Origin of the sequence: Pseudomonas sp. Irchel 3H7 (genome assembly GCF_900187605.1) — a bacterium.
Taxonomy (GTDB): domain Bacteria; phylum Pseudomonadota; class Gammaproteobacteria; order Pseudomonadales; family Pseudomonadaceae; genus Aquipseudomonas.
The window spans coordinates 411,773-436,899 of sequence record NZ_FYEA01000001.1 but is presented as its reverse complement, the minus strand read 5'-3'; the positions used below and the strand labels follow the sequence as shown (position 1 = coordinate 436,899).

18 protein-coding genes are annotated in these 25,127 nt (G+C 61.6%); 11 read left to right on the top strand and 7 right to left on the bottom strand.

Going from position 1 to position 25,127, the window contains the following annotated elements:
• Nucleotides 1-11: 11 nt before the first annotated feature.
• Nucleotides 12-1,469: a winged helix-turn-helix domain-containing protein gene (locus CKW38_RS01975; protein ID WP_095111657.1), complete on the top strand. Its 1,458-nt coding sequence runs from the start codon at nt 12-14 to the stop codon at nt 1,467-1,469.
• Here the strand turns inward: CKW38_RS01975 and CKW38_RS01970 are convergent.
• Both CKW38_RS01970 and CKW38_RS01965 read right to left on the bottom strand, forming a co-directional pair.
• On the bottom strand, nt 1,446-4,334 hold the full coding sequence (locus CKW38_RS01970; protein WP_095111656.1) for a winged helix-turn-helix domain-containing protein: 2,889 nt from the start codon (nt 4,332-4,334) through the stop codon (nt 1,446-1,448). The genes CKW38_RS01975 and CKW38_RS01970 overlap by 24 nt on opposite strands.
• A gap of 125 nt (nt 4,335-4,459) precedes the next feature.
• Nucleotides 4,460-4,891, bottom strand: coding sequence for a helix-turn-helix domain-containing protein (locus CKW38_RS01965; protein ID WP_007913516.1), 432 nt, complete (start codon nt 4,889-4,891; stop codon nt 4,460-4,462).
• 248 nt (nt 4,892-5,139) lie between these two features.
• On the opposite strand from CKW38_RS01965, the gene CKW38_RS01960 reads away from it, so the two are divergent.
• The 7 genes from CKW38_RS01960 (at nt 5,140) to ycaC (ending at nt 11,841) form a co-directional block, all read left to right on the top strand.
• A complete protein-coding gene (locus CKW38_RS01960; protein WP_095111655.1) occupies nt 5,140-6,123 on the top strand; it encodes an MBL fold metallo-hydrolase in 984 nt (327 codons plus the stop codon).
• Between the two features lie 54 nt (nt 6,124-6,177).
• Nucleotides 6,178-7,101, top strand: coding sequence for a LysR family transcriptional regulator (locus CKW38_RS01955; RefSeq protein WP_095111654.1), 924 nt, complete (start codon nt 6,178-6,180; stop codon nt 7,099-7,101).
• A 516-nt stretch (nt 7,102-7,617) separates the two neighbouring features.
• Nucleotides 7,618-7,977: a DUF6124 family protein gene (locus tag CKW38_RS01950; RefSeq protein ID WP_095111653.1), complete on the top strand. Its 360-nt coding sequence runs from the start codon at nt 7,618-7,620 to the stop codon at nt 7,975-7,977.
• A gap of 255 nt (nt 7,978-8,232) precedes the next feature.
• Nucleotides 8,233-8,646: a DoxX family protein gene (locus tag CKW38_RS01945; RefSeq protein WP_007913538.1), complete on the top strand. Its 414-nt coding sequence runs from the start codon at nt 8,233-8,235 to the stop codon at nt 8,644-8,646.
• The gene (locus CKW38_RS01940; RefSeq protein ID WP_095111652.1) at nt 8,639-9,265 is read left to right on the top strand and encodes an antibiotic biosynthesis monooxygenase; all 627 of its coding nucleotides are present in this window, start codon (nt 8,639-8,641) and stop codon (nt 9,263-9,265) included. The genes CKW38_RS01945 and CKW38_RS01940 overlap by 8 nt, the downstream gene beginning before the upstream one ends.
• 43 nt (nt 9,266-9,308) lie before the next feature.
• Nucleotides 9,309-11,147, top strand: a complete 1,839-nt coding sequence (locus CKW38_RS01935) for an amidohydrolase (protein ID WP_016987824.1) — start codon at nt 9,309-9,311, stop codon at nt 11,145-11,147.
• 70 nt (nt 11,148-11,217) lie between these two features.
• Nucleotides 11,218-11,841 carry an isochorismate family cysteine hydrolase YcaC gene (gene ycaC, locus CKW38_RS01930; RefSeq protein WP_007913541.1) on the top strand — a complete coding sequence of 208 codons (624 nt, stop codon included), beginning with the start codon at nt 11,218-11,220 and terminating at the stop codon, nt 11,839-11,841.
• A gap of 78 nt (nt 11,842-11,919) precedes the next feature.
• Here the strand turns inward: ycaC and CKW38_RS01925 are convergent, their stop codons facing one another.
• Both CKW38_RS01925 and CKW38_RS01920 read right to left on the bottom strand, forming a co-directional pair.
• Nucleotides 11,920-13,347, bottom strand: a complete 1,428-nt coding sequence (locus tag CKW38_RS01925; protein WP_095111651.1) for a mechanosensitive ion channel family protein — start codon at nt 13,345-13,347, stop codon at nt 11,920-11,922.
• Between the two features lie 108 nt (nt 13,348-13,455).
• Entirely contained in the window at nt 13,456-14,478 is a 1,023-nt protein-coding gene (locus CKW38_RS01920) for an alpha/beta hydrolase (RefSeq protein ID WP_095111650.1), read from the bottom strand.
• Between the two features lie 161 nt (nt 14,479-14,639).
• Between CKW38_RS01920 and CKW38_RS01915 the strand changes: the two genes are divergently transcribed.
• Nucleotides 14,640-15,539 (top strand): LysR family transcriptional regulator, encoded by a 900-nt coding sequence (locus CKW38_RS01915; RefSeq protein WP_007913544.1) that lies wholly within the window; start codon nt 14,640-14,642, stop codon nt 15,537-15,539.
• Between the two features lie 266 nt (nt 15,540-15,805).
• Here CKW38_RS01915 and CKW38_RS30280 read toward each other — a convergent pair whose 3' ends face one another.
• The 3 genes from CKW38_RS30280 to gspG all read right to left on the bottom strand — a co-directional run bounded on the left by CKW38_RS30280 (nt 15,806) and on the right by gspG (nt 18,090).
• Nucleotides 15,806-16,384, bottom strand: a complete 579-nt coding sequence (locus CKW38_RS30280; RefSeq protein WP_095111649.1) for a hypothetical protein — start codon at nt 16,382-16,384, stop codon at nt 15,806-15,808.
• A 75-nt stretch (nt 16,385-16,459) separates the two neighbouring features.
• On the bottom strand, nt 16,460-17,647 hold the full coding sequence (locus CKW38_RS01905; protein ID WP_095111648.1) for a type II secretion system F family protein: 1,188 nt from the start codon (nt 17,645-17,647) through the stop codon (nt 16,460-16,462).
• Between the two features lie 14 nt (nt 17,648-17,661).
• The gene (gene gspG, locus CKW38_RS01900) at nt 17,662-18,090 is read right to left on the bottom strand and encodes a type II secretion system major pseudopilin GspG (protein WP_007913548.1); all 429 of its coding nucleotides are present in this window, start codon (nt 18,088-18,090) and stop codon (nt 17,662-17,664) included.
• A gap of 206 nt (nt 18,091-18,296) precedes the next feature.
• Between gspG and CKW38_RS01895 the strand changes: the two genes are divergently transcribed.
• Both CKW38_RS01895 and mnxG read left to right on the top strand, forming a co-directional pair.
• Nucleotides 18,297-18,905 (top strand): lytic transglycosylase domain-containing protein, encoded by a 609-nt coding sequence (locus CKW38_RS01895; RefSeq protein WP_053119059.1) that lies wholly within the window; start codon nt 18,297-18,299, stop codon nt 18,903-18,905.
• A 199-nt stretch (nt 18,906-19,104) separates the two neighbouring features.
• A complete protein-coding gene (mnxG, locus tag CKW38_RS01890; protein WP_095111647.1) occupies nt 19,105-24,939 on the top strand; it encodes a manganese-oxidizing multicopper oxidase MnxG in 5,835 nt (1,944 codons plus the stop codon).
• Nucleotides 24,940-25,127: the final 188 nt, after the last annotated feature.

The following is a 25,127-nucleotide window of genomic DNA, read 5'->3' as shown; positions in this document are numbered from 1 at the left end:
AGATAGTTGGCATGGATAGCCTCAACGATTTGAACACGGCGTCGGTGCTGCATTTCGGCCCTTACGCCTTCCATCTGCGGCAACGGCTGATACTCGATGGAGATCGGCCCTTGCGCATGGGCGGTCGCGCGCTGGACATTCTGCAAGTGCTGGTCGAGCGTGCCGGTCGAGTGGTCAGAAAGGAGCAGTTGATCGCGCTGGTATGGCCGACGTCGGTGGTCGAGGAGATCAACCTGCGCGTGCACATTGCGGCGCTCAGGCGAGCGTTGGGTGACGGCGAGAACGGTCAGCGTTACATCGTCCATGTACCACAATGCGGTTACAGCTTTATCGCCCCGGTCCGCTGCGACAGCGCCGCGCAAGTGGTTTTCGAGGGCTTGCAGACACCCCAGCATAATTTGCCAGCGCGACTGACCTCGGTCACCGGTCGTGACTCGCTGGTTGGCGGGTTGGTGCGACAAATGCCGCTGTGTCGGTTGATGACCATCACCGGAGCGCCGGGCGTAGGTAAGTCCACCGTGGCGCTGCGGGTCGCGGAACTGCTTTTGCAGTACTACAGAGACGGTGTATGGCAAGTAGATCTGAGCTTGATCGACGACCACACGCCGCTGCTCGACCATGTGCTGCGCACCCTGAAGAGCGATTTGACCGGGCTGTCGACTCGCCATGCGTTGCTGCTGCTGGATAACTGTGACCACCGTCGCGATGCTTGCAGATTAGCGGTTGAAACGTTGCTCGAAGCCGCGCCTCGACTGTCGATCCTCGCCACCAGTCGTGAAGCCTTACAGGTCAGTCTGGAAACCCTGCAGCGTGTTCCAGCGCTGGCCATTCCGAAGCGCTCGGCAGCCAATTGCATCACTGAAGCCATGGGACATTCCTCGGTGCAGTTGTTCGTCAGCCGTGCGCGGGCGCGACAGCATGATTTCCGCTTGCGCGAGCAGGATGTCAGTGCCGTGCTTGAGATCTGTCGTCAACTCGACGGTTTGCCGCTGGCGATCGAACTGGCGGCGGCGCAGATCGATGCGCTGGCGCTGGTAGGTTTGCAAGCGCAAATGGCCAACGGCCTGCAAGTACTCAGCCATGGCCGGCGCACTGCAGTGGCGCGGCACCAATCCATGCAGGCGGCACTCGACTGGAGCTATCAATGCTTGAGTGAGCAGGAACAACGCGTGCTGCAACGCCTATCGGTGTTCAAACTGGCGTTTACGCTGGAGGCTGCGTTGGCGGTGATCAGTTGCCCGCGACTGGCTGTGTCGGAGTTGGCCGCGATCATCGAAGGCCTGGCGCAGAAGTCTTGGCTGTCACTGGAACGCGGCGCCAGTGCAGGCCGGTACCGGATGCTCAATACCATCCGATGCTATGCCCGCACGGAACTTGAGCGCAGTGGTGAGGGGATTGATCTTGAACGCCGGCATGCACGTTACATCAAGCGGATTCGCCGGGCTTCAGACGTGCGCGCCCTCGCGTAATTCGTCGATCAGCAAGTGCACCTTGCGCAGGTCCGGGGTCGCGTAGCCCTCGGTGAAACGTTGATAGATCGGACTGAGCAAATCCAGCGCCTCGCGACAGCGTGACTGACGCTGCCAGAGTTGCGCCAATGAAGTGGCGCTGCGCAGTTCCCAGGCGAGCGCGCCTTGAGTGCGGGCGATGGTCAGGGATTGTTGCAGGAGTGCTTCGGCTTCCTGAATGGCCCCTTCACGAGCAAGCTCGCTCCCACAGGAATTCTGGATGTACTCGGAACCAGTGTGGGAGCGAGCCTGCTCGCGAAGAGGCCCGCCCAGACAAACCATCCCTCCCTTCAATAACGTATCCGCCCGAGCCCGCAGAATCTCCGCCGTGCTCCACCCCGCATCACCACTCAGCGCCCGCTCAAGCAGTGCGTCGTCGACAAAACGGTCATCCAGAGTCACCATGATTTCCCCGATCAGCCCGCCGCTGCCTGTCGACACAGGCGCACTGACTTGTGGTTCGATCACCTGCGCGTAGTGCCGCGCCCAAGTGTTGAACAGCAGCACCGAATGTTTCTGCGACTGCTCGAGCAGCAACTGCAATAGCGCCCGGGCGTTTTGCTGATCGCCGTTGTAATGAGCGATCAGGCAACTGGCCAGCGCCAGGGTGTAGCAAATCGAAGTGCCATGGTCGATTTGCACGGCAATGTCCAGTGCCTGCCGCGCTGTGCGCCACGCTTGCTCTGGCAGACCCTGCATCCACAACACCCGTGCCAGCACCGTCAGCGACGCGACGCTCTGGTCGTACTGCACGCCAAAGCCATGAGTGAAACGGTTGACATGGCCGCTGTGCGCCATGCGCTGGAGGACCTGTTCGGCGTGGATGCGCGCCTGCAATTGGTCGCCGGCATAATGCAGAGCCAATACGCGCAAGCGGTGGGTACTCAGTGACAACAGCGGGTCACCGTGCAGGCCGAGGCGGTCGAAGTGCTCGCTCTGTGCCAGCGCCATGCGGTAGTGCCCGCAACTGAGGTTGACCGCCATGTGCCCGGAGACTGCGCGCAATTGTCCGGCAACGTCGTCGTGCTCGTGGGCCAACTGGCGGGCTTCGGCGAAGGCCTGGATGGTTTCCGCCGTGCCACCCCACGTGTGGTAGCAGGCACTGCCAAGGGCCAGTTTGAGGGCGACTTTCAGGCGCGGGCAGGGTTCGTGCAGTTCATCAAACAGGCTCAGCGCCCGGCGCACATAGGCGCCGTACTCCTTGAGCAGCGACAACTCCTGCCACAAGGGTGCCGACGCCGCCGTCAGCCGAATCCCCAAACCACCAGGGCCGACACCGTTCAGGCTCCAGTCCAGCGCTGCGCGCAAATCTTCCAGCCCTCGGGCGTAGCGATCGATCCATAACAAGGTCGGCGTGTTTTCCCAATCGTTCTGCGCCTGCTGCATCAACGCCAGACAGCGTTCGGCATGGCGTTCGCGGGTTTCCTCGCATTCGGCGGCGTGATCGAGTTTTTCCAGCGCGTAACGTCGGGTGGTGTCGAGCAAGCGGTAGAACACGTCCTCGTCACCGACCTCGACGGCGAGCAGGGATTTGGCCACCAGTTGCGTGATCGACACAAACACCATGCCGGGGTCGATCTGCTGACCGACGATAACGGCTGCCGCCGACTCGAGGGTAAAACCACCACGAAACACGCCCAGACGACGCAGGCAGGTTTGTTCGCAGCGATCGAGCAGATTGAAACTCCAGTCCAGCGTTGCGCGCAGAGTGAGATGACGCTCCAGACTGCTTTGATTGCCCGCTGCCAGCGGCGGTAAACGGCCTTGCAGTTGGCTCAGCAGACCATCCAGTCCGAGCTCGGTGACCTGCGCGGCCGCCAGCTCCAATGCCAGTGGAATGCCGTCGAGCCGATGGCAGATCTCGATTGCCTGTGGCAACTGAGCATCGTTCAGTTCGAAGCTTTCCTGCGCGGCCGTCGCTCGTTCGACGAACAACTGCAGCGCCGAAAAATTCAGCGTTAGCTCACGATCCAGCATCGTCGTCATCGGTGGGTATTCGAGGGAGTCCAGACGCTGTACGTACTCGCCTTCGGCCCGCAGACTTTCGCGGCTGGTGGCGAGGATATGCACGTGCGGCGCCCCACGCAGAATGCTTTCACTAAGCGCTGCGACGGCATCGATCAAATGCTCGCAGTTGTCGAGCAACAACAGCATCTGCCGTTGTTGCAGGCCTTTGACCAGTGCTGTCTGCGGGTCGCCTTCGAGAAGTGCCAGATCAAGCAGGGCGGCCAGGTGTGAACAGATCAGCCGGGGATCGCTCAGAGGTGCCAGATCCACCAGACGAATGCCGTCGCGATAGTGCCCGATCAACTGTTCGGCTACCCGCAGGGCCACCGTGGTTTTACCGATCCCGCCGGGGCCGACCAGGGTGATGCAGCGTTGGCGCGGCAGTTGCGTCATCAAGCTGTCGACCAGCGGCTGGCGGCCGATCATCCGCGTGCGCCGCAAGGGCAGATTGTGTCGACCGCCAGCATTGCCCACAGGGCGCTCCTCCATGGATTTCAGCAAAACCGGTGCGACGAAACTGTAACCCCGCTGCGCCACGGTGATGATGTAACGCTGGCCGGCCTGACCGTCACCGAGCGCCTTGCGCAGCGCCGCCATGTGCACACGCAAGTTGATGTCTTCAACGACAGTGTCCGGCCAGACCCCTGCCATCAATTGTTGCTTGCTCACCACTTCGCCGGCATGCGCCAGCAGAATCAGGAGGATGTCCATCGCCCGTCGGCCCAGACGCAACGGCTGCTCGCCTTCGAGTACCAAACGTTGCCCGGGATGAATCCGATAAGGGCCAAAACCGAGGGCCTGATTCGGTGAAAGACTCAACAGCTCACTCCTGCGGTGCTGCGGCGGACAGAGCGGAGTAGTGCCGGGCGCGTGCGCAGGCCTTCTAATCCGGGGTGTCCCGGCATAATCCTCAGGTTTGAGCGTCAGTGCAACGGGGGCCGCGATCAAAACACGGCAGGCTGTGCACGGTGAGCTTTGGGTTCACGCATGATCTGGCAGCGCCAGGCAAACGGATTGATGCCTTCGCTGCGGGTGAACATATGGCAGAAATGCGCCTGATCGCAGAAGCCGCATTCCAGGCTGATTTGCGTCAGGCTCAGGTCGGTGTGCTGGATCAACAGCTTGGCCCGCGCCAGGCGCTGGGTGCGAATCCAGTCCTGCGGTGACAGCCCGGTGCTGCACTTGAAGGCGCGGGAAAAATGGCTGCGCGACAGTGAACAGGCGCGAGCCAGTTCGGTGACCTCAAGGCTTTCGCCGAGGCGTTCGAGGATCAGCTGTTTGACCTGTCGTTCACGTTGCGGACTGAGTCCGCCGACGCCGGTCTTGCGTGGTTCGTTGGCCGGGGCGAGGGCGACGCTGTGCTGTAAGTGAGCCATGGCCAAAGTCCGTGTCGATGGGGAATGCACGGTCGGCGCATCCCCTCAGGTCAAAAAAACAACGCTGCGCAGAGGGTTTCATTGTTGGCCGAGGGCGGGAGGCTGACGAGTTAATCGTTGTTAATTCCCGCGCATTGACCTGAACTCAGCACATCCCTGCAAGTCTGCGCCCCGCTGTTTGCGGCACGATGACTGCAAGCGTGGCGAACCGATGGGGCGTCGCAATCGGCAGGTCCAGGGGAAATCAAATGAATGGCATCTTTAAAGCAGCGGCGGCGCTGACGTTCGCGCTGGTAACGTCCAGCGCCATGGCTCAGGCACCACAGCAGGGCACTCAGGCGCCCGGCTATTTCCGCCTGGCCTTGGGGGATTACGAGGTCACCGCGTTGTTCGATGGTTACAACGACCTGTCACCGAAGCTGTTGCAGGGCATGAGTCAGGGCCAGATTCGTGCGCTGCTGGCACGCCGTTCGATTGAAACCCCGGGTGTCCAGACGGCGTTCAATGCGTTTCTGGTCAATACCGGCAAGCAACTGATTCTGGTCGACAGCGGCGCCGGACAATGCATTGGCGCCACCGCCGGACAGCTTCTGGCGAATATGCGGGCGGCCGGCTACCAGCCAGAGCAGGTCGATACGATCTTGCTGACGCACCTGCACCTCGATCATGTCTGTGGTCTGGTCGATGCACAGAAACAAGCGTTGTTCACGAATGCCACGGTGTACGCGGCCAAGGCTGAAGCGGATTACTGGCTCGATCCGGCCGCGCTGGCCAAAGCTCCGGCCGGCGCCAAAGAGTTTTTCAAGATCGCCCAGGACTCCACCGCGGCCTACGTCGCCGCCGGGCGCTTCAAGACTTTTGCCGCTGGCCAGTCACCGTTGCCGGGATTAGTCGAAGCGACACTCGAAGCCGGCCATACGCCGGGCAGCACTACCTACCGTTTCACCTCGCAGAATCAGAGCATCGTTTTCATGGGGGATCTGGTGCATAACCTGGCTGTACAGTTTGAGCATCCGGAAGTGTCCATCGGCTTTGATGTCAACAGTGCGCAAGCGATCAACGCGCGTCAGGCAGTCTTCAGTGCGGCGGTGGCCAGCAAGACGTGGGTGACGGCGGCGCACCTGCCGTTCCCGGGCATCGGTCACATCACCGCGCAAGGCAAACACTTTCAGTGGGTGCCCGTGGAATACGGTCCGTACAAGCGCGCGGCCAAGGTGCCGTTAATCGAGTAAAGTGCGCAGCGCCCACCCGCAAAAACAGCTGACACCGAAAAGGAAAACATGCCCATGAACCGTAACGATCTGCGTCGCGTCGACATGAACCTGCTGGTGATTTTCGAAGCGCTGATGTTCGAAAAGAACCTGACCCGCGTCGCTGAAAAACTGTTCATGGGTCAGCCTGCGGTCAGCGCGGCGCTGGGCCGGTTGCGCGATCTGTTCGACGATCCGTTACTGCTGCGTAACGGTCGGGGCATGGAGCCGACCGCGCGGGCGCTGGCGATTCTCAAGGAGTTGCAGCCGGCGATGGACGTCATCTCTGGTGCGGTGAGCCGGGCCAAGGAGTTCGAACCGGCGAGCAGTTGCGATGTGTTTCGCATCGGCCTGTCGGATGACGCCGAATTCGGCCTGTTTCCACCGCTGCTGCGCCAGCTTCAGCAAGAGGCGCCGGGGATTGTCGTGGTCGTGCGCCGTGCCAACTACCTGCTGATGCCGGCACTGTTGGCCTCCGGGGAAATCTCCGTAGGCGTCAGTTACACCACTGAATTGCCGGCCAACGCCAAGCGCAAAAAACTGCGCGACATTCCCTGTAAAGTCCTGCGCGGCGATGACCGCCCAGGCCCGCTGACGCTGGACGAATACTGCGAGCGGCCGCACGCGATGGTGTCGTTCTCCGGCGACTTGAGCGGCAACATCGACATGGACCTGGCCAAGGTCGGACGCAGCCGCCGCGTCGTCCTCGGCGTGCCGCAATTCAGCGGCTTGCGCGCCTTGCTGGCCGGCACCGAGATGATCGCCACCGTGCCGGATTACGCCGCCTGCGCGTTGGTTGAAGGTTGTGCCTTGCGTGCCGAAGATCCGCCATTCCCGATTGATGCAGCGCAATTGTCGATGGCCTGGAGCGGGGTGCATGACAACGACCCGGCGGAAAAATGGCTCAGAGCGCGGATCAGCCAGTTCATGGCGGCGCCGCTGGATATCCCGGCTAGCTGAATCCCTGCGCAAATCTCAAATACAGCACTGATCCCCTGTGGGAGCGAGCTTGCTCGCGAAGGCGTCGTGTCAGTCGATAAATACTTCGAATGACACACCGCTTTCGCGAGCAAGCTCGCTCCCACATTGGGACGGCGTGATCCCTGAGTTGTTGGTGGTTTAAACATCGCCGTTTAAGCAACACCCTCAGACACTCTTTCAGGCTACGCATCCTTGCGCCGTTGCCTACAGCTACGCCAGAATCCGCCGGCTTGTGCGCTTGTGGTCGGGTCTCTATCGTTTGGTGGTCGCTGAAAACTCAGCGATCGGGTTTAGCGACTCGGACCAAAAAAAGTGCATCAGCGCTCCATGCTTCGTTGCAGGCTATCGTCTGCACTTCGCTATGGCGGCTGTATGCGGGAGACCTTTGGGTCTACCGGGTTGCCTTTTTACCGGTTCGCTAACCTGCATACGGTCGCCACCCATCCTGTTTAGCGACAGGACGTGGTGATCCCGGCTCTAAAAAGGAGATTCACCATGTTCAAAGTCACACCCAACCCGCCCGACATCGACCCCACATCGCCCTACGAATCCATCGACTCCCGAAAACTCCACGAAGCCGCCGACCGCGCCCTCGACCATTACCTCCTGCCACCCGGCTCCACGCCACCGCCACGCAGAACCCGAGGCATGTATGCCGTAACCGCCGACACCAAAGCCGAAGAACTGCTGACCGATGCCAGCGAAACACTCGCCTCGGCCAAGACCATTGCCCAGGACGTCGCCCACCTGTTGCCCGCGCCGCAGCGCCGGGCGTTGTTGGGGATTGCGCAGTTGATCATGCTCGGTGAGCTGGCGGTGAATCGGGTGCTGGATAACCTGGAGTTACCGGGCTAACCCGGACCATTGATCGTTCCCACGCGGAACTTGGGGCGCTCAGAAACCCTGTGGGAGCTGGCTTGCCAGCGATGGCGTCAGATCAGCCAACAGCGACGTCGCCTGACACTCCGCTATCGCTGGCAAGCCAGCTCCCACAGCGTTCTTCGGCGTTCCCGGCAACCTGGTTGATCGCAAGAACTGAGCACACCCATCCAATTTCCTCCCGACCATCATTGGCATGATTCCAGCCAATGACATTTCAAGGGTCGGGTCATGAATGCCTCAACAGATGAACAGGCACGCGACATCGGTTTGCTGTTCCTGCGGGTCAGTGGCGGGTTGTTTCTGCTGTGGGTCCACGGCTTGCCCAAGCTGCTCGACTTCACCGCGCAACTGCAACTGATCGAAGACCCGTTCCACCTCGGATCTCACCTCACTTTGATCCTGGCGATCTTCGCCGAAGTCCTCTGCCCACTACTGATCGTCGCCGGGTTACTGGCACGATTGGCCTGCGTGCCTATTCTCTTTGTGCTGCTGGTGGCGTTGCTGGTCGTGCATCCGCAATGGAGTGTGGCCGAGGGGCAGTTCGGCTGGTTGCTGCTGATCCTGTTTAGCACTGTGTTGATCGCCGGGCCGGGACGGCTGGCGATTTCTGTTCGTTTGCCCGGAGTGTTGCGTTATGCCTGAAGTCCTCAATCCACAGTCACCGGGGGCCGATGAGACGGTCACGTTGATCATCAAACACCGGGTCAAGGCCGGTTTCGAGTCAGCATATGAGGCCTGGCTGCGCAATATCGTCCGCGTGGCGGGGCAGCGTGAGGGGCATTTGGGTGTGGACGTGGTGCGCGGCAAGCGCGGCCGTCTCGACTTCTACACCTGTGTGCTGCGTTTCAGCAGCACCGAAGCGATGCAGGGGTGGCTTGAGTCGTCGCAGCGTCAGGCGCTGGTCGCCGAAGCGGCGCCAATGCTGGCTGATGGCGATCAGACCGAAGTCGCGCCAATCAATGAATTCTGGTTTACGCCACTGGCCGATGCCGCTTCGCCGCCGCCGCGCTGGAAACAAGCTGTGGTCACGCTGCTGGTGATTCTGCCGCACACCTTGCTCGTGCCACTGATCTGGGGGCCGCTGCTGGCGCTGCATCCGCTTCTTTCCAACTATGTGGTCGCTACTTTCCTGATCACCCTGACCATCGTCCTGTCGGTGGTGTACGTGGTGATGCCGCCGGTCACCCGTTTGTTTTCGCCATGGCTCGAAGCCAGCCAGGCCCATGAACACCTCGATTCCCAAGACACCTCGCCGCGTTGAGCGCGCGAGGTTCGCTCCTTTTCACTTTGCTTGAGGAACTGCGATGAGCGCCGATCTGATTTTATTCAATGGCCAGTTTCATACCGTAGACCGCACCAAACCGCTGGCCAGTGCCGTGGCCATCACCGACGGCCGCTTTGTCGTCGTCGGCAACGACAACCAGGCCATGGCCCTGCGCGGGCCGAACACGCAAGTGGTCGATATGCATGGCCGCTGTGTCATCCCGGGTCTCAACGACTCGCACTTGCACCTGATCCGTGGCGGTTTGAACTACAACCTCGAATTGCGCTGGGAAGGCGTGCCGTCGCTGGCCGACGCGCTGCGCATGCTCAAGGATCAGGCTGACCGTACGCCGACCCCGCAATGGGTGCGCGTGGTCGGTGGCTGGAACGAATTCCAGTTCGCTGAAAAGCGCATGCCGACTCTGGAAGAAATCAATCAGGCCGCGCCGGACACCCCGGTGTTCATCCTGCACCTGTATGACCGTGCGCTGCTCAATCGCGCCGCACTGCGCGTCGCCGGTTACACCCGCGACACGCCGAACCCGCCGGGTGGCGAGATTGTCCGCGACAGCAACGGCAACCCGACCGGCATGCTCGTTGCGCGGCCTAACGCGATGATTCTCTACTCGACGCTGGCCAAGGGGCCGAAGCTGCCGCTGGAATATCAGGTCAACTCGACCCGCCAGTTCATGCGCGAGCTCAATCGCCTCGGCCTGACCAGTGCGATCGATGCCGGCGGCGGTTTCCAGAACTACCCGGACGATTATCAGGTGATTGAGCAACTGGCCAAAGACGACCAGTTGACCGTGCGCATCGCCTACAACCTGTTCACCCAGAAACCGAAAGAAGAGCTGAGCGATTTCCAGAACTGGACCGGCAGCGTCAAGTTGCATCAGGGCGACGACTTCCTGCGTCACAATGGCGCCGGCGAGATGCTGGTGTTCTCGGCGGCGGACTTCGAGGACTTCCTCGAACCACGCCCGGACCTGCCGCAGACCATGGAAGAAGAGCTGGAGCCGGTGGTGCGCCACCTGGTCGAGCAGCGCTGGCCGTTCCGTTTGCACGCGACCTACAACGAATCGATCAGCCGTATGCTCGACGTGTTCGAGAAGGTTAACCGTGACATTCCGTTCAACGGCTTGCCGTGGTTCTTCGACCACGCCGAAACCATCACCCCGCAAAACATCGAGCGGGTGAAAGCGCTGGGCGGCGGCATCGCGATCCAGGATCGCATGGCGTTCCAGGGTGAATACTTTGTCGACCGCTACGGCAAACAAGCCGCCGAGGCGACCCCGCCGATCAAACGCATGCTCGCCGAAGGTGTGCCGGTCGGTGCGGGCACCGATGCCACGCGCGTTTCCAGTTACAACCCGTGGACTTCGCTGTACTGGATGGTCAGCGGTCGCACGGTCGGCGGTCTGGCCTTGTACGAAGAAGGTCTGCCGCGCACCACCGCACTGGAACTGTTCACCCACGGCAGCGCCTGGTTCTCCTCGGAGCAGGGCAAGAAAGGCCAGATCAAGGTCGGGCAACTGGCGGATCTGGCGGCGCTGAGCGCGGACTTCTTCCATGTCGAGGAAGAAGCGATCAAGTGGATCGAATCGGTCATGACCGTGGTCGGCGGCAAGATTGTTTACGCCGCCGGCGACTTCGAAGACCTCGGCCCGCGCTCGATTCCGGTGTTGCCGGACTGGTCGCCGGTGGTGAAAGTCCCGGGCCACTGGCGGCCGAATTCGCCGTTGCAGGCGCAGGTTCACCAGTGCAGCGGCCCGTGCGCGGTGCACACCCACAGCCATGAAAAGGCGCGGATGTCGAACGCGCCGGTCAGCGACTTCGCCGGTTTCTGGGGCGCGTTCGGCTGCTCCTGCTTCGCTTTCTGATTTCCCCTGAAGCGCCGGTCATCCGGTCGGCGCTCAACGCTTCATCCATCCGTCCATCAGGAGTTTTCCCATGAGCGTTCCTTACACACGTCTGAACAAAGATGATGCGGTCGTACTGCTGGTCGATCACCAGACCGGTCTGATCTCGCTGGTCCAGGATTTCACCCCGAACGAATTCAAGAACAACGTGCTGGCGCTGGGCGACATCGCCAAGTTCTTCAAGCTGCCGACCATTCTGACCACCAGTTTCGACGCAGGTCCCAACGGCCCGATCGTCCCTGAACTGCGTGAGCAGTTTCCGGATGCACCGTTCATTCAACGCCCGGGGCAGATCAATGCCTGGGACAACGAAGATTTCGTTAAAGCAATCAAGGCTACCGGGCGCAAGCAACTGATCATTGCTGGTGTGGTGACTGACGTTTGCGTGGCGTTCCCGACCTTGTCGGCGATTGCTGAAGGCTACGAAGTGTTTGTCGTGACCGACTCGTCGGGCACCTTCAACACTACCGTGCAGCAAGCCGCATGGGCGCGGATGTCGGCAGCGGGTGCACACCTGCTGAACTGGTTCTCGGTGGCGTGCGAGCTGCAGGGTGACTGGCGCAACGACATGGAAGGTTTGGCGCATCTGCTGTCGGAGCGTCTGCCTAACTATCGCAACCTGATCAACAGCTATACCAAGTTCACTGCCAAGTAAGATCAAAAGATCGCAGCCTGCGGCAGCTCCTACATGCGTTCTCATGTAGGAGTTGCCGCAGGCTGCGATCTTTTGCTTTCAACGCTTCTGCAACCATCCCAAAAACCCACCTTTCCTCACCGCCACCGGCTTGGCCATCAACGCGAGGCGACTGTTCTGCTGACGCACCGCCTGCAACTTGTTCAACGCCCGGCCCACCTCCGTGCGCTGTTCCATGCACTCACGAGTGAGATTCTTGTCGAGCCGATAAATGATGCTCGACGTCAACGCCGTGAACGTCGCCTGCGACGGCGTATCCGCCAGAATGCTCTGTTCACCCATGACCTCACTCGGCCCCATCCGCCCGGCCTCGACCTTGCTGTCGCCATCCGCCACAGTCGCACTGACGACGCCGGTGGCAATCACGAACAGACTGTCCGGCACTTCATCCAGATCCAGCACCACCTGGCCTGCGGTGTATTGCTGCGCAACCATCGATTCCGCCAGGCGATCACGCTCCTCACTGCTCAGCGAGCGGAAGATTTTCACTTCATCGAGCAACGCGCGGGCGCGGGTCGACGGTTCGATCACGCCGTCCGGATGCCGCGAAATGCCGGCTGCTTCGAGATGCCGGTGGGCGAGGTCGAACAGTTGGTTGCGCACTTCGCTTTTCTTGCCGAGCTCGGCGATGAAGCCGCTGGCGACGTATTCCGACATGGTTTCACCGGCCTCTTTCAACACGGCTTTCGGCGCTGGCGTCAGCAACAGAGAACTGCTGCCCTGCAAGGTGCGATCAAGCGCATCGAGTACCCGACGCGGGCGGATGTGATTCGGTACCTGAATGCTGATCGACACGCCATGCATGTTGTTCGGGCGACTGAGGTTGACGATCTTCGCCTTGGCCGCGACCGAGTTCGGCACCACGGCCATGGTCCCGGCGCTGGTCAGCAGGTGGGTGGCGCGCCAGTCGATGTCGAAGACTTTGCCTTCAACGCCGTCGATCACCACGAAATCATCCACCTGATACGGCTTGGTGGTGTTGAGCACGATCCCGGAAAACACGTCAGCCAGGGTGCTTTGCAGCGCCAGACCGACAACGATGGCGACCACGCCCGAAGTCGCCAGCAAACCTTTCACCGGCAACTCCAGCACGTAACCGGCCGCGGCGACCGTTGCGACCAGAAACACCAGAGCGCCGATCACGTCCTGCAGCAAACGACCGCTGTGGCCGATGCGGCGCATCAGTGCCAAACCGATGACTTCGGTCAGCACCCGCGCCGCGTACAGCCACCAGAGAATCCCCAACGCCGTCGCACCCAACTGCGCCACGCGGTCATCGGCAAATTGTGCTGCTTGCAACGGACTGACGCCGGCGTTGATCACCAGCGCCGTGAACGCCAGAAACAGCACCAGCCGCACAGCGACTCTCGGAGCACGATGGGTGAAGGGCGAGAAGTGCCAGAGCACGGCGTCGAGCAACAGCAGGGCGGCGCTCCAGGACAGCAGGTGGGTGTAGAAAAATGTCATGACCTTGGCTCCGTGGTGTCTGCAAGTGAAAAGATCGCAGCCTGCGGCGGCTCCTACAGGAGAACGTATTCCAATGTAGGAGCTGCCGCAGGCTGCGATCTTTTGCCGTTATGGATTCAGATGAGTTTTCAGCTCAGCCGCCGCCTGACGCACCGCCGCTTTCACCTCAGGAATCTGACTCAGCGGATTGAGCAAACCGAAGTCATGAATCATCCCGTTGTAGCGCACCGAGGTCACCGCTACACCGGCCGCATCAAGGTGCCGCGCATAACCTTCGCCTTCGTCACGCAGCACGTCGAATTCGGCGGTCTGCACCAGGGCGGCGGGCAAGCCTTTGAGCTGTTCGGCGCTGGCATTCAGCGGCGAGGCATGGATCTGCGCACGTTCGGCCGGGTTGGTGGTGTAGTTGTCCCAGAACCACTGCATCATGCCTTTGGTGAGGAAGTGGCCCTCGGCGAATTGCTGGTACGAACCGTCGTCGAACTGCGCGTTGGTCACCGGCCACATCAGCAACTGGAAGCGCAGCGCCGGGGCTTTCTGTTCCTTGGCCATCAACGCCACGACCGCTGCCATGTTGCCGCCGACGCTGTTGCCCGCTACTGCCAGGCGCTTGCCGTCGACACCGATATCTTTGCCGTGCTCGGCCACCCATTTGGTTGCGGCGTAAGCCTGGTTGATCGCGGTCGGGTACTGCGCTTCCGGCGACGGCGTGTAATCGACGTACACCGCGACGGCGCCAGAGCCCACCACCAAGTCGCGAATCAGCCGTTGGTGGGTCGGGAAATCACCGAGCACCCAGCCGCCACCGTGGAAGAACATGAACACCGGCAACTCGCCTTTGACCTTGGCCGGCCGCACCACTTTCAGGTTGATGGTCTGACCATCGACCTTGATCGCCTTGTCGCTGACTTCAACACCGGACAGGTCCACTTTTACCGAAGCCTGCGCACCGGTCAGCACCGCACGGGCGTCTTTCGGGCTCAGTTGCTCCAGCGGTTTGCCACCACCGGCGGCGAGGGCGTTGAGGAAGGCTTGGGTGTTGTGTTCGACACCGCTGTTTTCGGCGGCGAAGGCGTTACCGATGGACAGGGCGAGGAGGGACGCGGTGAGGGTTTTCTTGACGATGTTCATGGTGGAAATCCTTTTGAATGTTTTTGAATTTTTATGCCTGGGTTGCGGGCTGCTGTGGCGCTGGGGTTCAGGCCTCAGCAACACCGTGAGCACAGATTAATGGGCTGCCGAAAAGTGAAAAAGCGGCTATAAAGCGTTTAACTGTCCACCAGAGAGTGACAATGAACCCGTTCGAAGACATGCGTATTTTTTGCCAGGTCATGGACTCCGGCAGCTTCACCTCAGCGGCCGATCAATTGGGCCTGTCCAAGCAGTTCGTCAGTCGGCGCTTGATGCAACTGGAAGAGCGCCTCGGCGTGCGCTTGTTGAACCGCTCGACGCGGCGCCTCGACGTCACACCGCTGGGGCAGAGTTATTACGAATCGGCGTTGCGCCTGTTGGGCGAAGTCGAGCAAGTGGAGCAGGGCATCGCCGGGCAGACCGCCGAGCCACGCGGGACGATTCGCCTGAGTGCGCCGCTGTCGTTTGCCGTGGCGCATCTGGGGTGTCTGCTGCCGATGTTTTTGCAGCGCTATCGCGAGGTCACGGTCGAGGTGGATTTGAGTGACCGCCCGGTGGATTTGCTCGGTGAGGGCTACGATCTGGCGCTGCGCATTGGCGTACTGGAAGACTCGACGCTAATTGCCCGGCGTATCGCGTCGATCGAGCGGGTGTACTGCGCCAGCCCGGCGTACCTCGCCGAGCGCGGCACGCCGCAGCAACCCGAAGACCTGCACAGCCATGACTGCCTGCCGTATGGGCATGGGCGTTCGGTGCAGTGGCGGTTCAATGCGGGGCAGGGCAAGCCTGTGTTGGTCAACGTCACCGGGCGTATGCGCGTGAACAACGGCGAGTTGCTCAGGGATGCGGCGGTGCAGGGGATGGGCATTACTTATCTGCCGACGTTCATTGTCGGCGCGGCGTTGAAGGATGGCCGGCTGGTGCCGGTGCTGGATGATTTGCGGCCGGAACCGCTGACACTTTCAGCCGTTTACCCACAGCATCGCCAGGCCTCGAGACCGGTGCAGGCGTTGGTCGAGTTTTTGCGTGAACGCCTGAACGAGAGCCACGTCGCCCTCTGAGCCGTACGCAAATCAAACTGTAGGAGTGAGCCTGCTCGCGATAGCATTCTGTCTGTCACAGCTTCAGTGTCAGAATGACCGCTATCGCGAGCAGGCTCACTCCTACATTGGGATTATGGTTGTCTGCGGAATATGTAAACGCCACAAAACCCTGTGGGAGCTGGCTTGCCAGCGATGGCGGTGTGTCAGGCAATACAATTTTGCCTGACCCGGCCTCATCGCTGGCAAGCCAGCTCCCACAGGGGGTGTGGTGTTTTCAGGATGGATCAGTTGGCGCGCTTGTCATCGCCCGGCTCGCCGCCGACATGTACGCCACGATCATCGCCGACTTCGCCTGCAGCATGCACGCCACGATCATCACCGACTTCGCCCGCGCGGTGGACCCCGTGGTCATCACCGACTTCACCAGCGCGGTGGACGCCATGGTCATCTCCTGCTTCAGCATGGGCGCCGCTGCGACCGGATGAGCCGCTGTCGCCCGAGTGCCCCGAGCCGTGATCGCTGCCGCTGTGGCCACTGTTGCCACCGCCACTACCACTGTTGCCGCCCCCGCCGTGACTGCCTCCGCCCCCACCATTTCCACCACTGCCACCACCATTTCCACCACTGCCACCGCTGCCACCGTGACCGCCGCCGCCCCCGCCACTTCCTCCGCCTCCGCCTCCACTTCCGCCTCCACTTCCGCCGCCGCCCCCTCCGCTACCGCCCCCACTGCCTCCACCACCACTCCCACCATCCTTGGCATAAGCACTGGACACCCCGGACACACTGTCCGGAATGAGGACCGTAGACGCCGACAGAACTGCGCCGATGGCCATTGCGAGCACGAGCTTTTTAATGTGCATATCGTTCTCCGTCTTTGTGGTTTTGTTTGGGAACGTAAAAGTGCGTTGTTGCAGGGGGCGGACCCGTTCCCGGAGTCAGTGAATACTCGAAGCCAGTTCGAAAATCGGGATGTACATCAGGATCACGATGACCCCGATCAGCAGGCCGATAAAGGTCATCAGCAGCGGTTCGAACAACTTCACGAACCACTCCAGCCAGCGACTGATTTCCTCGTCGTAGAAATCGGCGCTGCGCTCCATCATCTGCCCGAGGTTGCCGGACTGTTCACCGGCCCGCAGCAGTCGTAGCGAGACCGGCGTCACCAGGTGATTGAGCTCCAGCGCGGTAGACAGCGACTGTCCCTCGCGCACCCGCTCGCAGGCCTGATCCAGCCGCGTCCGCGAAGCGACGGTGAGCAAACCGCGCACCATGGCCATGGCGGTCACCAGCGGAATCCCGCCTTGCAGCAGAATCCCCAATGAGCGGTAAAACCGCGCCAGCTCATACATGAAAATCCGTTGATGCACGGCCGGCAGTTTTTCCACCAGTCGATCCAGCCCACGGCGAAACGCCGGTTGCTTTTGCAGCACGGCAAGGGCGATGACCAGCGCTGCCAATGCACCGAAAAATTCAGCCTGATGCGCATGCAGAAACATCCCGCTGCTCATCAACACCTGCGATAGCCATGGCAGGTTATTGCCCAGCCCTTCAAACACCAGACTGAAGCGCGGCACCACATAACCCATCAGGAAAAGCACCACGCCACCGCCGACGATCAGCAACAGCATCGGGTAGATCGAGGCGCTGATGATCTTCTGCCGCACCTCGTCCATGCGCTGGCGATAGCTGACATAACGGCCCAGCGCATCGCCGACCGCGCCGGTCTTCTCACTGGACTGCACCAGCGCCACGTACAGCGGCGGGAACACCGCCGCCAACTGGCCCAACGCCTGTGAGAAGGATTTGCCCTCGTAGAGCAGGCGCACCAGCTCACTCAAGGTTTTCCGGGCGGCGGGGGCGGTTTCTTTTTCGGCGAGGCTTTCCAGCGCATCGATCAGCGGTAGGCCGGCATTGAGCAAAGTGGTCAGTTCCTGGCTGAATAACACCAGGTTGAAGGTCTCGCGCTGGCGCAGTTTCAGCGAGCGCCAATGCTTGTCGGCATGCGAGCTGAGCACCCGCAAACCTTGATCCTCGGCGATCCGCCGTGCTTCGCTGTCGCCGGGTGCTTCGACGCTCAAGGACACCACCCCAGCCTTGCCGACCGCTTTCAAATGAAATCGCATGGGCCGCGCTCCGCTTACTGCCAGTTGGTCACTTCAGCGTTTTCACCTTCGCCACCGGGCTGGCCGTCCTTGCCCATCGACAGCAGGTCGTACTCACTGTTTTCGCCGGGATAGCGGTAGGCGTAATTACGCCCCCACGGATCCTGCGGCAGCTTTTTCTGCAAGTACGGCCCGGTCCATTTCGCCTCGTCACTCGGTGCGGTGACCAAGGCTTGCAAGCCCTGTTCGGTGGACGGGTAGTGACCGACTTCCAGTCGATAGATATCCAGCGCTTTGCTCAGTCCTTCGATCTGTGCCTTGGCCACCTTCACTTCGGAGCGACCGAGTTGGGCGAAGTATTTCGGCGCGACGATCCCGGCCAACAGGCCGAGCACCACCAGCACCACGAGCAATTCGAGCAGGGTAAAACCGCGTTGGCCACGCGGACGAAATTGCAGCTTCATGATGACCTCCCGTGAGTGGCAGCCGTGTCGCCTGAAGGGCTTATGCAATTGCCATGCTCAGGCCCCACTGAAAACCCGCTTGTACGCTGAAACCCTTGAAATACGGGCCTCTCAAGAGTCGGCACAGTGCTTGCGTATGGCTCAAACGTGATCGGCCATTGGGGCATTTCCCCCAATTTATCGGGGTCGATCCGGGGAGGCCCGACATGAAATTCCTTGCCAGCGGATTGCTCGGTTGTGTGCTGCTCAGCGGCGCCGCGCAGGCCGATGTGTTCATCTCGGTGGACGCCAAGGGCAGCTATGTACTGTCCAACGTTCACCGGCCCGGACGTACCTACGAGCGGGTTATCCACGAGGCTGAAATGCCTGTGGCAAGTCTCGATCAACAGCCGCAAATGATCGCCAACCAGCCCTACGCGGAACTGGTCTCGGCGGCAGCCAAGGTCAATCAATTACCCGAAGCGCTGTTGCATGCAGTAATCAACGCCGAGTCGCATTACAACCCCGGCGCCACGTCCCCCAAAGGCGCCGGCGGGCTGATGCAGTTGATGCCCGACACCGCGCGCGAGCTGGGTGTGACCGACGTCTACGACCCCAAGGCCAACATCCAGGGCGGGGCCAAATACCTCAAGCGCCTGATGACCCTGTTCGACAACGACATCGCCCTTGCCGTGGCGGCTTACAACGCCGGGCCCGACGCGGTGCTCAGCCGTGGCCGGGTGATTCCGCCGTTCGCCGAAACCCAGCGCTACGTGCCGAACGTGTTGCGTCAGTACCGGCGTCTGCAAGGCCTGGCGATGGATGCGCCGTTGTGACCCCAACCCGGTTTCCCCACTTTCGGGGCAAACCGGATACACCCGAAAAGTGGGGAAAAGGGGTGGGGAATATTCCCCGGATTCTCAAGTGGTTGCGGTAACTGATTGAACACTAATGCAATTTTTTGTGGCACGCGGATTGCTCCGAGGCATTTGTCGAGAAGTGTTCCCACGAACACCCACTACGAGGTTCCTGATCATGGCTGGCTTTCCTCACGCTCCGTCCCTGATTAACTGGCTGCTGATTCTGGCCTCGATGCTCAGCGTCGAGCTGGCCGGCGCGGCCGTACGTTGCGAGCGCAACCTGGTGGCTAACGTCGTCGCCTTCGATCAACCGCTGATGTTCAACCGCCTCGGCGCGCAGAACATCAACGGCATGATGTTCGCCCTGCGCCGCGATGTCGTTGATGAACATGAGCAGTCGCTGGCTTACGGCGGCGCCGCAGTGCCGGGCAAAGTCTCGCTGCGTCCGGACAAGCGTCCACGGCCATTGGTGTTGCGCGTGGCCGCCGGCGATTGCCTGACGATCAATTTGCAGAACCTGCTCGACTATCAGGCCAACCCGAACAAGCACTTTGAAAACGAGGGCGAAGAAGAGGGCGTGGAAAACGCCAACGGCGCCGAAGACTTCAAAGTCGACGAGCAGGTCGCCGACCGTCACGTCGGCTTTCAAGTCAACGGCCTGCAAGCGGTAAACAGCATCGATGACATTTCTTCTTTCACCGGGCGCAACGCCAACACTCTGGTGCCACCCGGCGCGAGCCGCTCCTACACCTTGTTCGCCGAACGTGAAGGCGCGTTTGCCGTGAGCAGCCGTGGCGCAACGTTTGGCGGCGAGGGCGCGGCCGGCAACGTTGCCAACGGACTGTTCGGCCAGGTCGTCGTCCTGCCCAAGGGCGGTCGCACCTATCGCAATACCCTCACCGAAGAAGAAATGCGCCTGGCCACCACGGGTCGCGCACCCACCGGCCAACCCATCGTTGACTACCAGGCGCGCTATCCACAGCGTGAACCGTGGTTGCGCGAAGGCAAGGCCGGTACGCCGATCATCGGCATGGTCGATGGCAATGAAATCATTTCCAGCGAAAGCGACGCGATTGTCATGGGCAGTAACGCCGACGGCAGCTTCCCGTCCAGCACCTACCCGTTGGAGTCGGTGGGAAAACGCAACCCGGCAATTCCCAACCGCCTCGAAGCGTTCCGCGATTTCGCTTCGCAATTCCAGGATGAAACCGCCGCCACCCAAGCGTTCCCAGCGTACTGGGCCGACCCGGTGATGGCCCATGTGCTGGAGCCGACCCGCGACTCGTTCATGATCAACTACGGCTCCGGCGGCATGGGCGCCGAAGTGGTCGCCAACCGTTTGGGCGTGGGGCCGATGCACGACTGCCTGTCGTGTGCCTATGAAGAATTCTTCCTCAGCTCGCACACCGTCGGCGATGTGGCGATGCTGGTGGATGTGCCGGCCAACACCGGGCTTGAGAACATCGCCCCGGGCCAGACACCGCGCGCCGATCAGATCGGTGTGAAAGCCACCATGGCCCTTTATCCGTCGGAACCGTCGAACGTCAACCACAGCTACATCGGTGACTTCGTCAAATTCCGCAATACCCACAATGGCCACGAGCAGCACATCTTCCACTTGCACGGCCATCAGTGGCTGTTCAACCCTAACGATGACAACTCCGATTACGTCGACGCCCAGGGCATCGGTCCGGGTGCCGGTTACACCTATGAAATCGCCAATGGTGGTTCGGGCAACCGCAACCGCGTGGCCGGCGATGCGATCTATCACTGCCATTTCTATCCGCACTTTGCCCAAGGCATGTGGGCCATGTGGCGGGTACACGATGTCTTCGAAGAGGGCACTCGACTTGATGTTTCGCAACAGGGTGCCGACGGCTATCACAGCGAACCGTTTGCCTTGCGCAGCGGTAAACCGGCGTCCGGCGCGCGGGCCTTGCCTGACGGCGAGATCGTTGCCGGCACACCGATTCCGGCGATTGTGCCGCTGCCGGGCAAAGCCATGGCGCCAATGCCGGGCAAAGTCGTGGTGGTGCCAAAAATCGGCGAAACCCTGGTCGCCGGCAATGATGACGACGATGACGAAGAAGAGGGCGATGACGACGGCGAGCACCATGGCGGCAACGCCGGCGGTCAAGCCATCGGTTCGCTGGCGCTGGTCGATCGCAGCGAAGCCAACCGCAATGCCGACGGCAGCCTGAAAAACCCTGGCTATCCGTTCTGGATCGGCGGCATGGAAAGTTCGGTCGGCCAACGGCCACCAACTCCGCCACTGGACATGCTCGACGCGGCCACCGCGCAATCGCTCAAGGCCAGCGGCAAAGCGCTGTGGGCCAACCTCGACCCGGCGCAGTCCGGCGGCTGGGATGGCGGCTTGCAACGGCACGCACTGGATGGCGTTGCGGCGGGTGGCGAAGCGCACACCGTGACCACTTCGCTGGATTTCTCCAAGGAAGTCACTCGCGCCAAACCTATTTACCTGCCGGAAGAAGGCACCGAAGTCGAACAGGCCGCGATGGCTTTCCACGCGAAAAAAGACCATCCAAGCTATGCCTTGCTGCCCGGCAATCAAGTGGTGGCCAAGGCGTTCCGCACCAACGGTGCCTTGCCGATGGCTGGCGCGCCGTACTACGAGCCGTGCATGGACGATCGGCAAAAACGCCTGACCAGCAACGCCGGCAGCGGCGAGTTCGCCAGCGGTGAACGCATCGACGGCATGTCTTTTGTCGGCGCCTCGAGCTTCACCGCCGACCGCCCACGGATCTACAAAGCCGCCAACATCCAGTTCGACGCGGTGTACAACAAGGTCGGTTATCACTTTCCGCAGGCGCGCATTCTGGCGCTGTGGGAAGACGCCTGGCCGGTGATCACCAAGCAGCGTCCGCCAGAACCGCTGGTGATGCGCATGAACACTTTCGATTGCGTGCAATACCAGCAAACCAACCTGGTGCCGGCCACATACGAGATGGACGACTATCAGGTGCGCACGCCGACCGACGTGATCGGTCAGCACATCCACTTGCCGAAGTGGGATCTGACTTCGGCGGACGGCTCCTCCAACGGCTGGAACTACGAGGACGGCGTGCTCTCGCCCGGCGCCGTGCAGGAGCGCATTCATGCGATTCGCGAGTTCAACCAGTGCGCCGGCACCGATTCGCGTGACGGCACTCAGGCTTGCCCGAAAGCCAAGAACCATCCGTTCTTCGGTCAGTACGGCCGCGCCGATTGGCTCGGTGCGCGCACGGCGATGCAGCGCTGGTTCGTCGATCCGGTGGTCAACGCCAAAGGCGTCGATCGCGGCCTCGGCACCATCTTCACCCACGACCACTTAGGCCCATCGACGCACCAGCAGATTGGTCTGTACGCGACTGTGCTGGCGGAACCGGCCGGTTCCACCTGGTTCCACGCCGAAACCGGCGAGCCTCTGTACAGCGGCGCGCGCCAGGACGGCGGCCCGACGTCGTGGCAAGCGGTGATCAACACCGGCGACCTCGACGGCGATGGCAAGAACGACAGCTTCCGCGAGTTCTTCCTCGAATACAGCGACTTCCAGCACGCCTATGAAGCCGGCGTCTACGTCGGTGCCGGCCCTAACGGTGTGCCGAATGCGCAAGCGTTCCCGGCCACCGCCGACAGCTTCCGCTACGCAATCAACCCGCCAGTGCGCAACAACGCCAGCAACTTGCTTGAAGGGGTGCTGGAAGTGCAGGGCGGTCAGGTACCGGGCTGCCCGAGCCGGCCATGTCCGCAGGCGATTTCGGTGGATGATCCGGGCATGTTCGTCGTCAACTATCGCAACGAACCGCTGGCTCTGCGCGTGTACGACCCGAACAAGGTCGGTCCGGACGGCAAGCGCGGCATGCAGGCCGACGGCCTCGGTGGCGATCTGTCGTTCGCCATGCAAAGCCGTACCGACCGGGCAATTCCGGCGATGAACCTGGCGCCGAATCTGCTCACCTCGGCGACCGGCCCTACCGGCGGCACCACGCTGTTCCCGCCGCACATCAACAAGGGCGGCGCCGAACCGGGTGATCCGTTCACGCCGATGCTGCGCACTTACACTGGCGACAACGTGCGGCTGCGGGTGCATGCCGGCGGCCATGAAGAAGAGCACAACGTCACCCTGCACGGTGTGAAATGGCTGCAGAGCGGTTCCGGTTTCGGCAACAGCTCCAACTCAGGCTGGCGTGCGTCGCAGATGATCGGCATCTCCGAGCAGATGGGCTTTATTGCGCCGGTGTCGATGCTGTCCAGTTCGGCGGCGACCACGGGCGATTATCTGTACTCGATGGACGCTTCGATCGAAGGCTACTGGAGCGGTATCTGGGGCGTGATGCGCAACTACACCGCCAAACGCGCCGACCTGTTCGCCATCCCGAACAACCCGAGCCCGGCGGGCATGCGCAACACCGTGGCGTTCGAGGGCAGTTGCCCGCGCTATGGCGCCAACCCTAACGGCATTGGCACCCGGCCCACTGTGCAGCGCAACTATGAAGTGGTCGCGGCGCTGGCCAACGACATCCTCGGCAATACGCTGGGCCTGACCATCGGTGATCCCGAAGGGCTTGGTCAACATGTCGGCGGGCCGCTGAATCCGTCGGGCGGCACCCTGGTGCTGAACTCGCGCACGGTGAGCATTCCACAAGTCACCGTGACCGATCCGGAGGATGGCGAAACCATCACCATCGGCGGGCAGAGCGGGCCGCTGCATGACCCGACCGCGATCCTCTATGTGCGTAAATCCGATCTCGATCCGGTCAGTGGCAAGCTGAAACCCGGCATTCCGGTCGAGCCGCTGGTGCTGCGTGCAGCGGCGGGGGACTGCATCAACATCACCCTGGAAAACCGTCTGCCGAGCGTGATGCCTGACCTGACGCAAACCGCTGTGATGCAAGGCATGGTCAAGCGTGATCGCAACAGCGGTCTGGGCTCGACCACCTTCAGCAACAACCTGATGCGGCCGTCCAGCCACGTCGGCCTGCACGCGCAATTGCTGGCGTATGACATCACTAAATCCGACGGTGCCAACGTCGGCGCCAACCCGATCCAAACCGTGCCACCGCGCGTCGGCAGCAGCGGCGCGTACCCGACCCGTACCTATCAGTACTACGCCGGGCATCTGGAGCGTGAAGGTAAACCGGTGACGCAACTGGGCCGCAGCGTCGACAACATTAACGCCACCGCGGTGGAGTTCGGCGGTTTGAACATCACCCCGGCGGACGTGATCAAGCAGCCGCAAAAAGGCCTCGGTGGTGCGATGAGCATTCTGCCGATCGGCGCGACCTGGGTTGACGATGCACGCAAGGTCAACGCCACGGTGACGGCGCCAGGGCAAACCAGCTACCGCGACTTCGCGATGGTCTGGCACAAGGCGTTGAACACCCGTTGGGCCAATGGCCGGCCGGTGGAAGGGATTGCCGCCGAAGGCTTCGGCGTGCCGACCGATCCGCAGGACAACTCGAGCATGGCGATCAACTACAAGACCGAACCGCTGTGGTATCGCTTCGGCCTCGCTCCGGATGCACCGTTCGGGCATGCCGACGGCGCGGGTTACGGCGACATGACCAATGCGCACATGGCTTACAGCAATGCGCTGGTCGGTGGCGATCCACAGACGCCGGTGCTGTATGCCAAACCGGGGCAACCGTTGCGCACGCATATTTTGATGCCGAGCGGTGGCAGTCGCGGCACCACGTTCCAGCTCGACGGGCATGTCTGGTCGGTGAATCCGTTCCAGGCCGAGAAGAGCGATGTCGGTGGTTATCCGATGGGCTCGCCGGGCGTGGGCTCGGTGCGCTTCGGCTACAACCCGATGTCGATGTACATCGGCGCCCACGAAAGCATCCTGCCGGCCGCGCACTTCAGCTTCATGATCCCCAGCGCCGGCGGTAGCAATGCGATCCCGGGGGACTACCTGTTCCGCGACTACGGCGCCTACGGCAACACCTCCGGGTTATGGGGATTGCTGCGGGTGACCAACGAACCGGAACCGGCGCCGCAGGGGCAGTAGAAGCAGGTGCAACGACAACATGCCTGTGGATGCAAATCCTTGTGGGAGCTGGGGTGCCAGTGAGTTTGACGGGCTGGATAAAAAACCTGTGGGAGCTGGCTTGCCAGCGATGACGGCGGCGCAGGCGCAATTGATGTGACAGGAAGGACGCCATCGCTGGCAAGCCAGCTCCCACAAAGGGCCAGGTG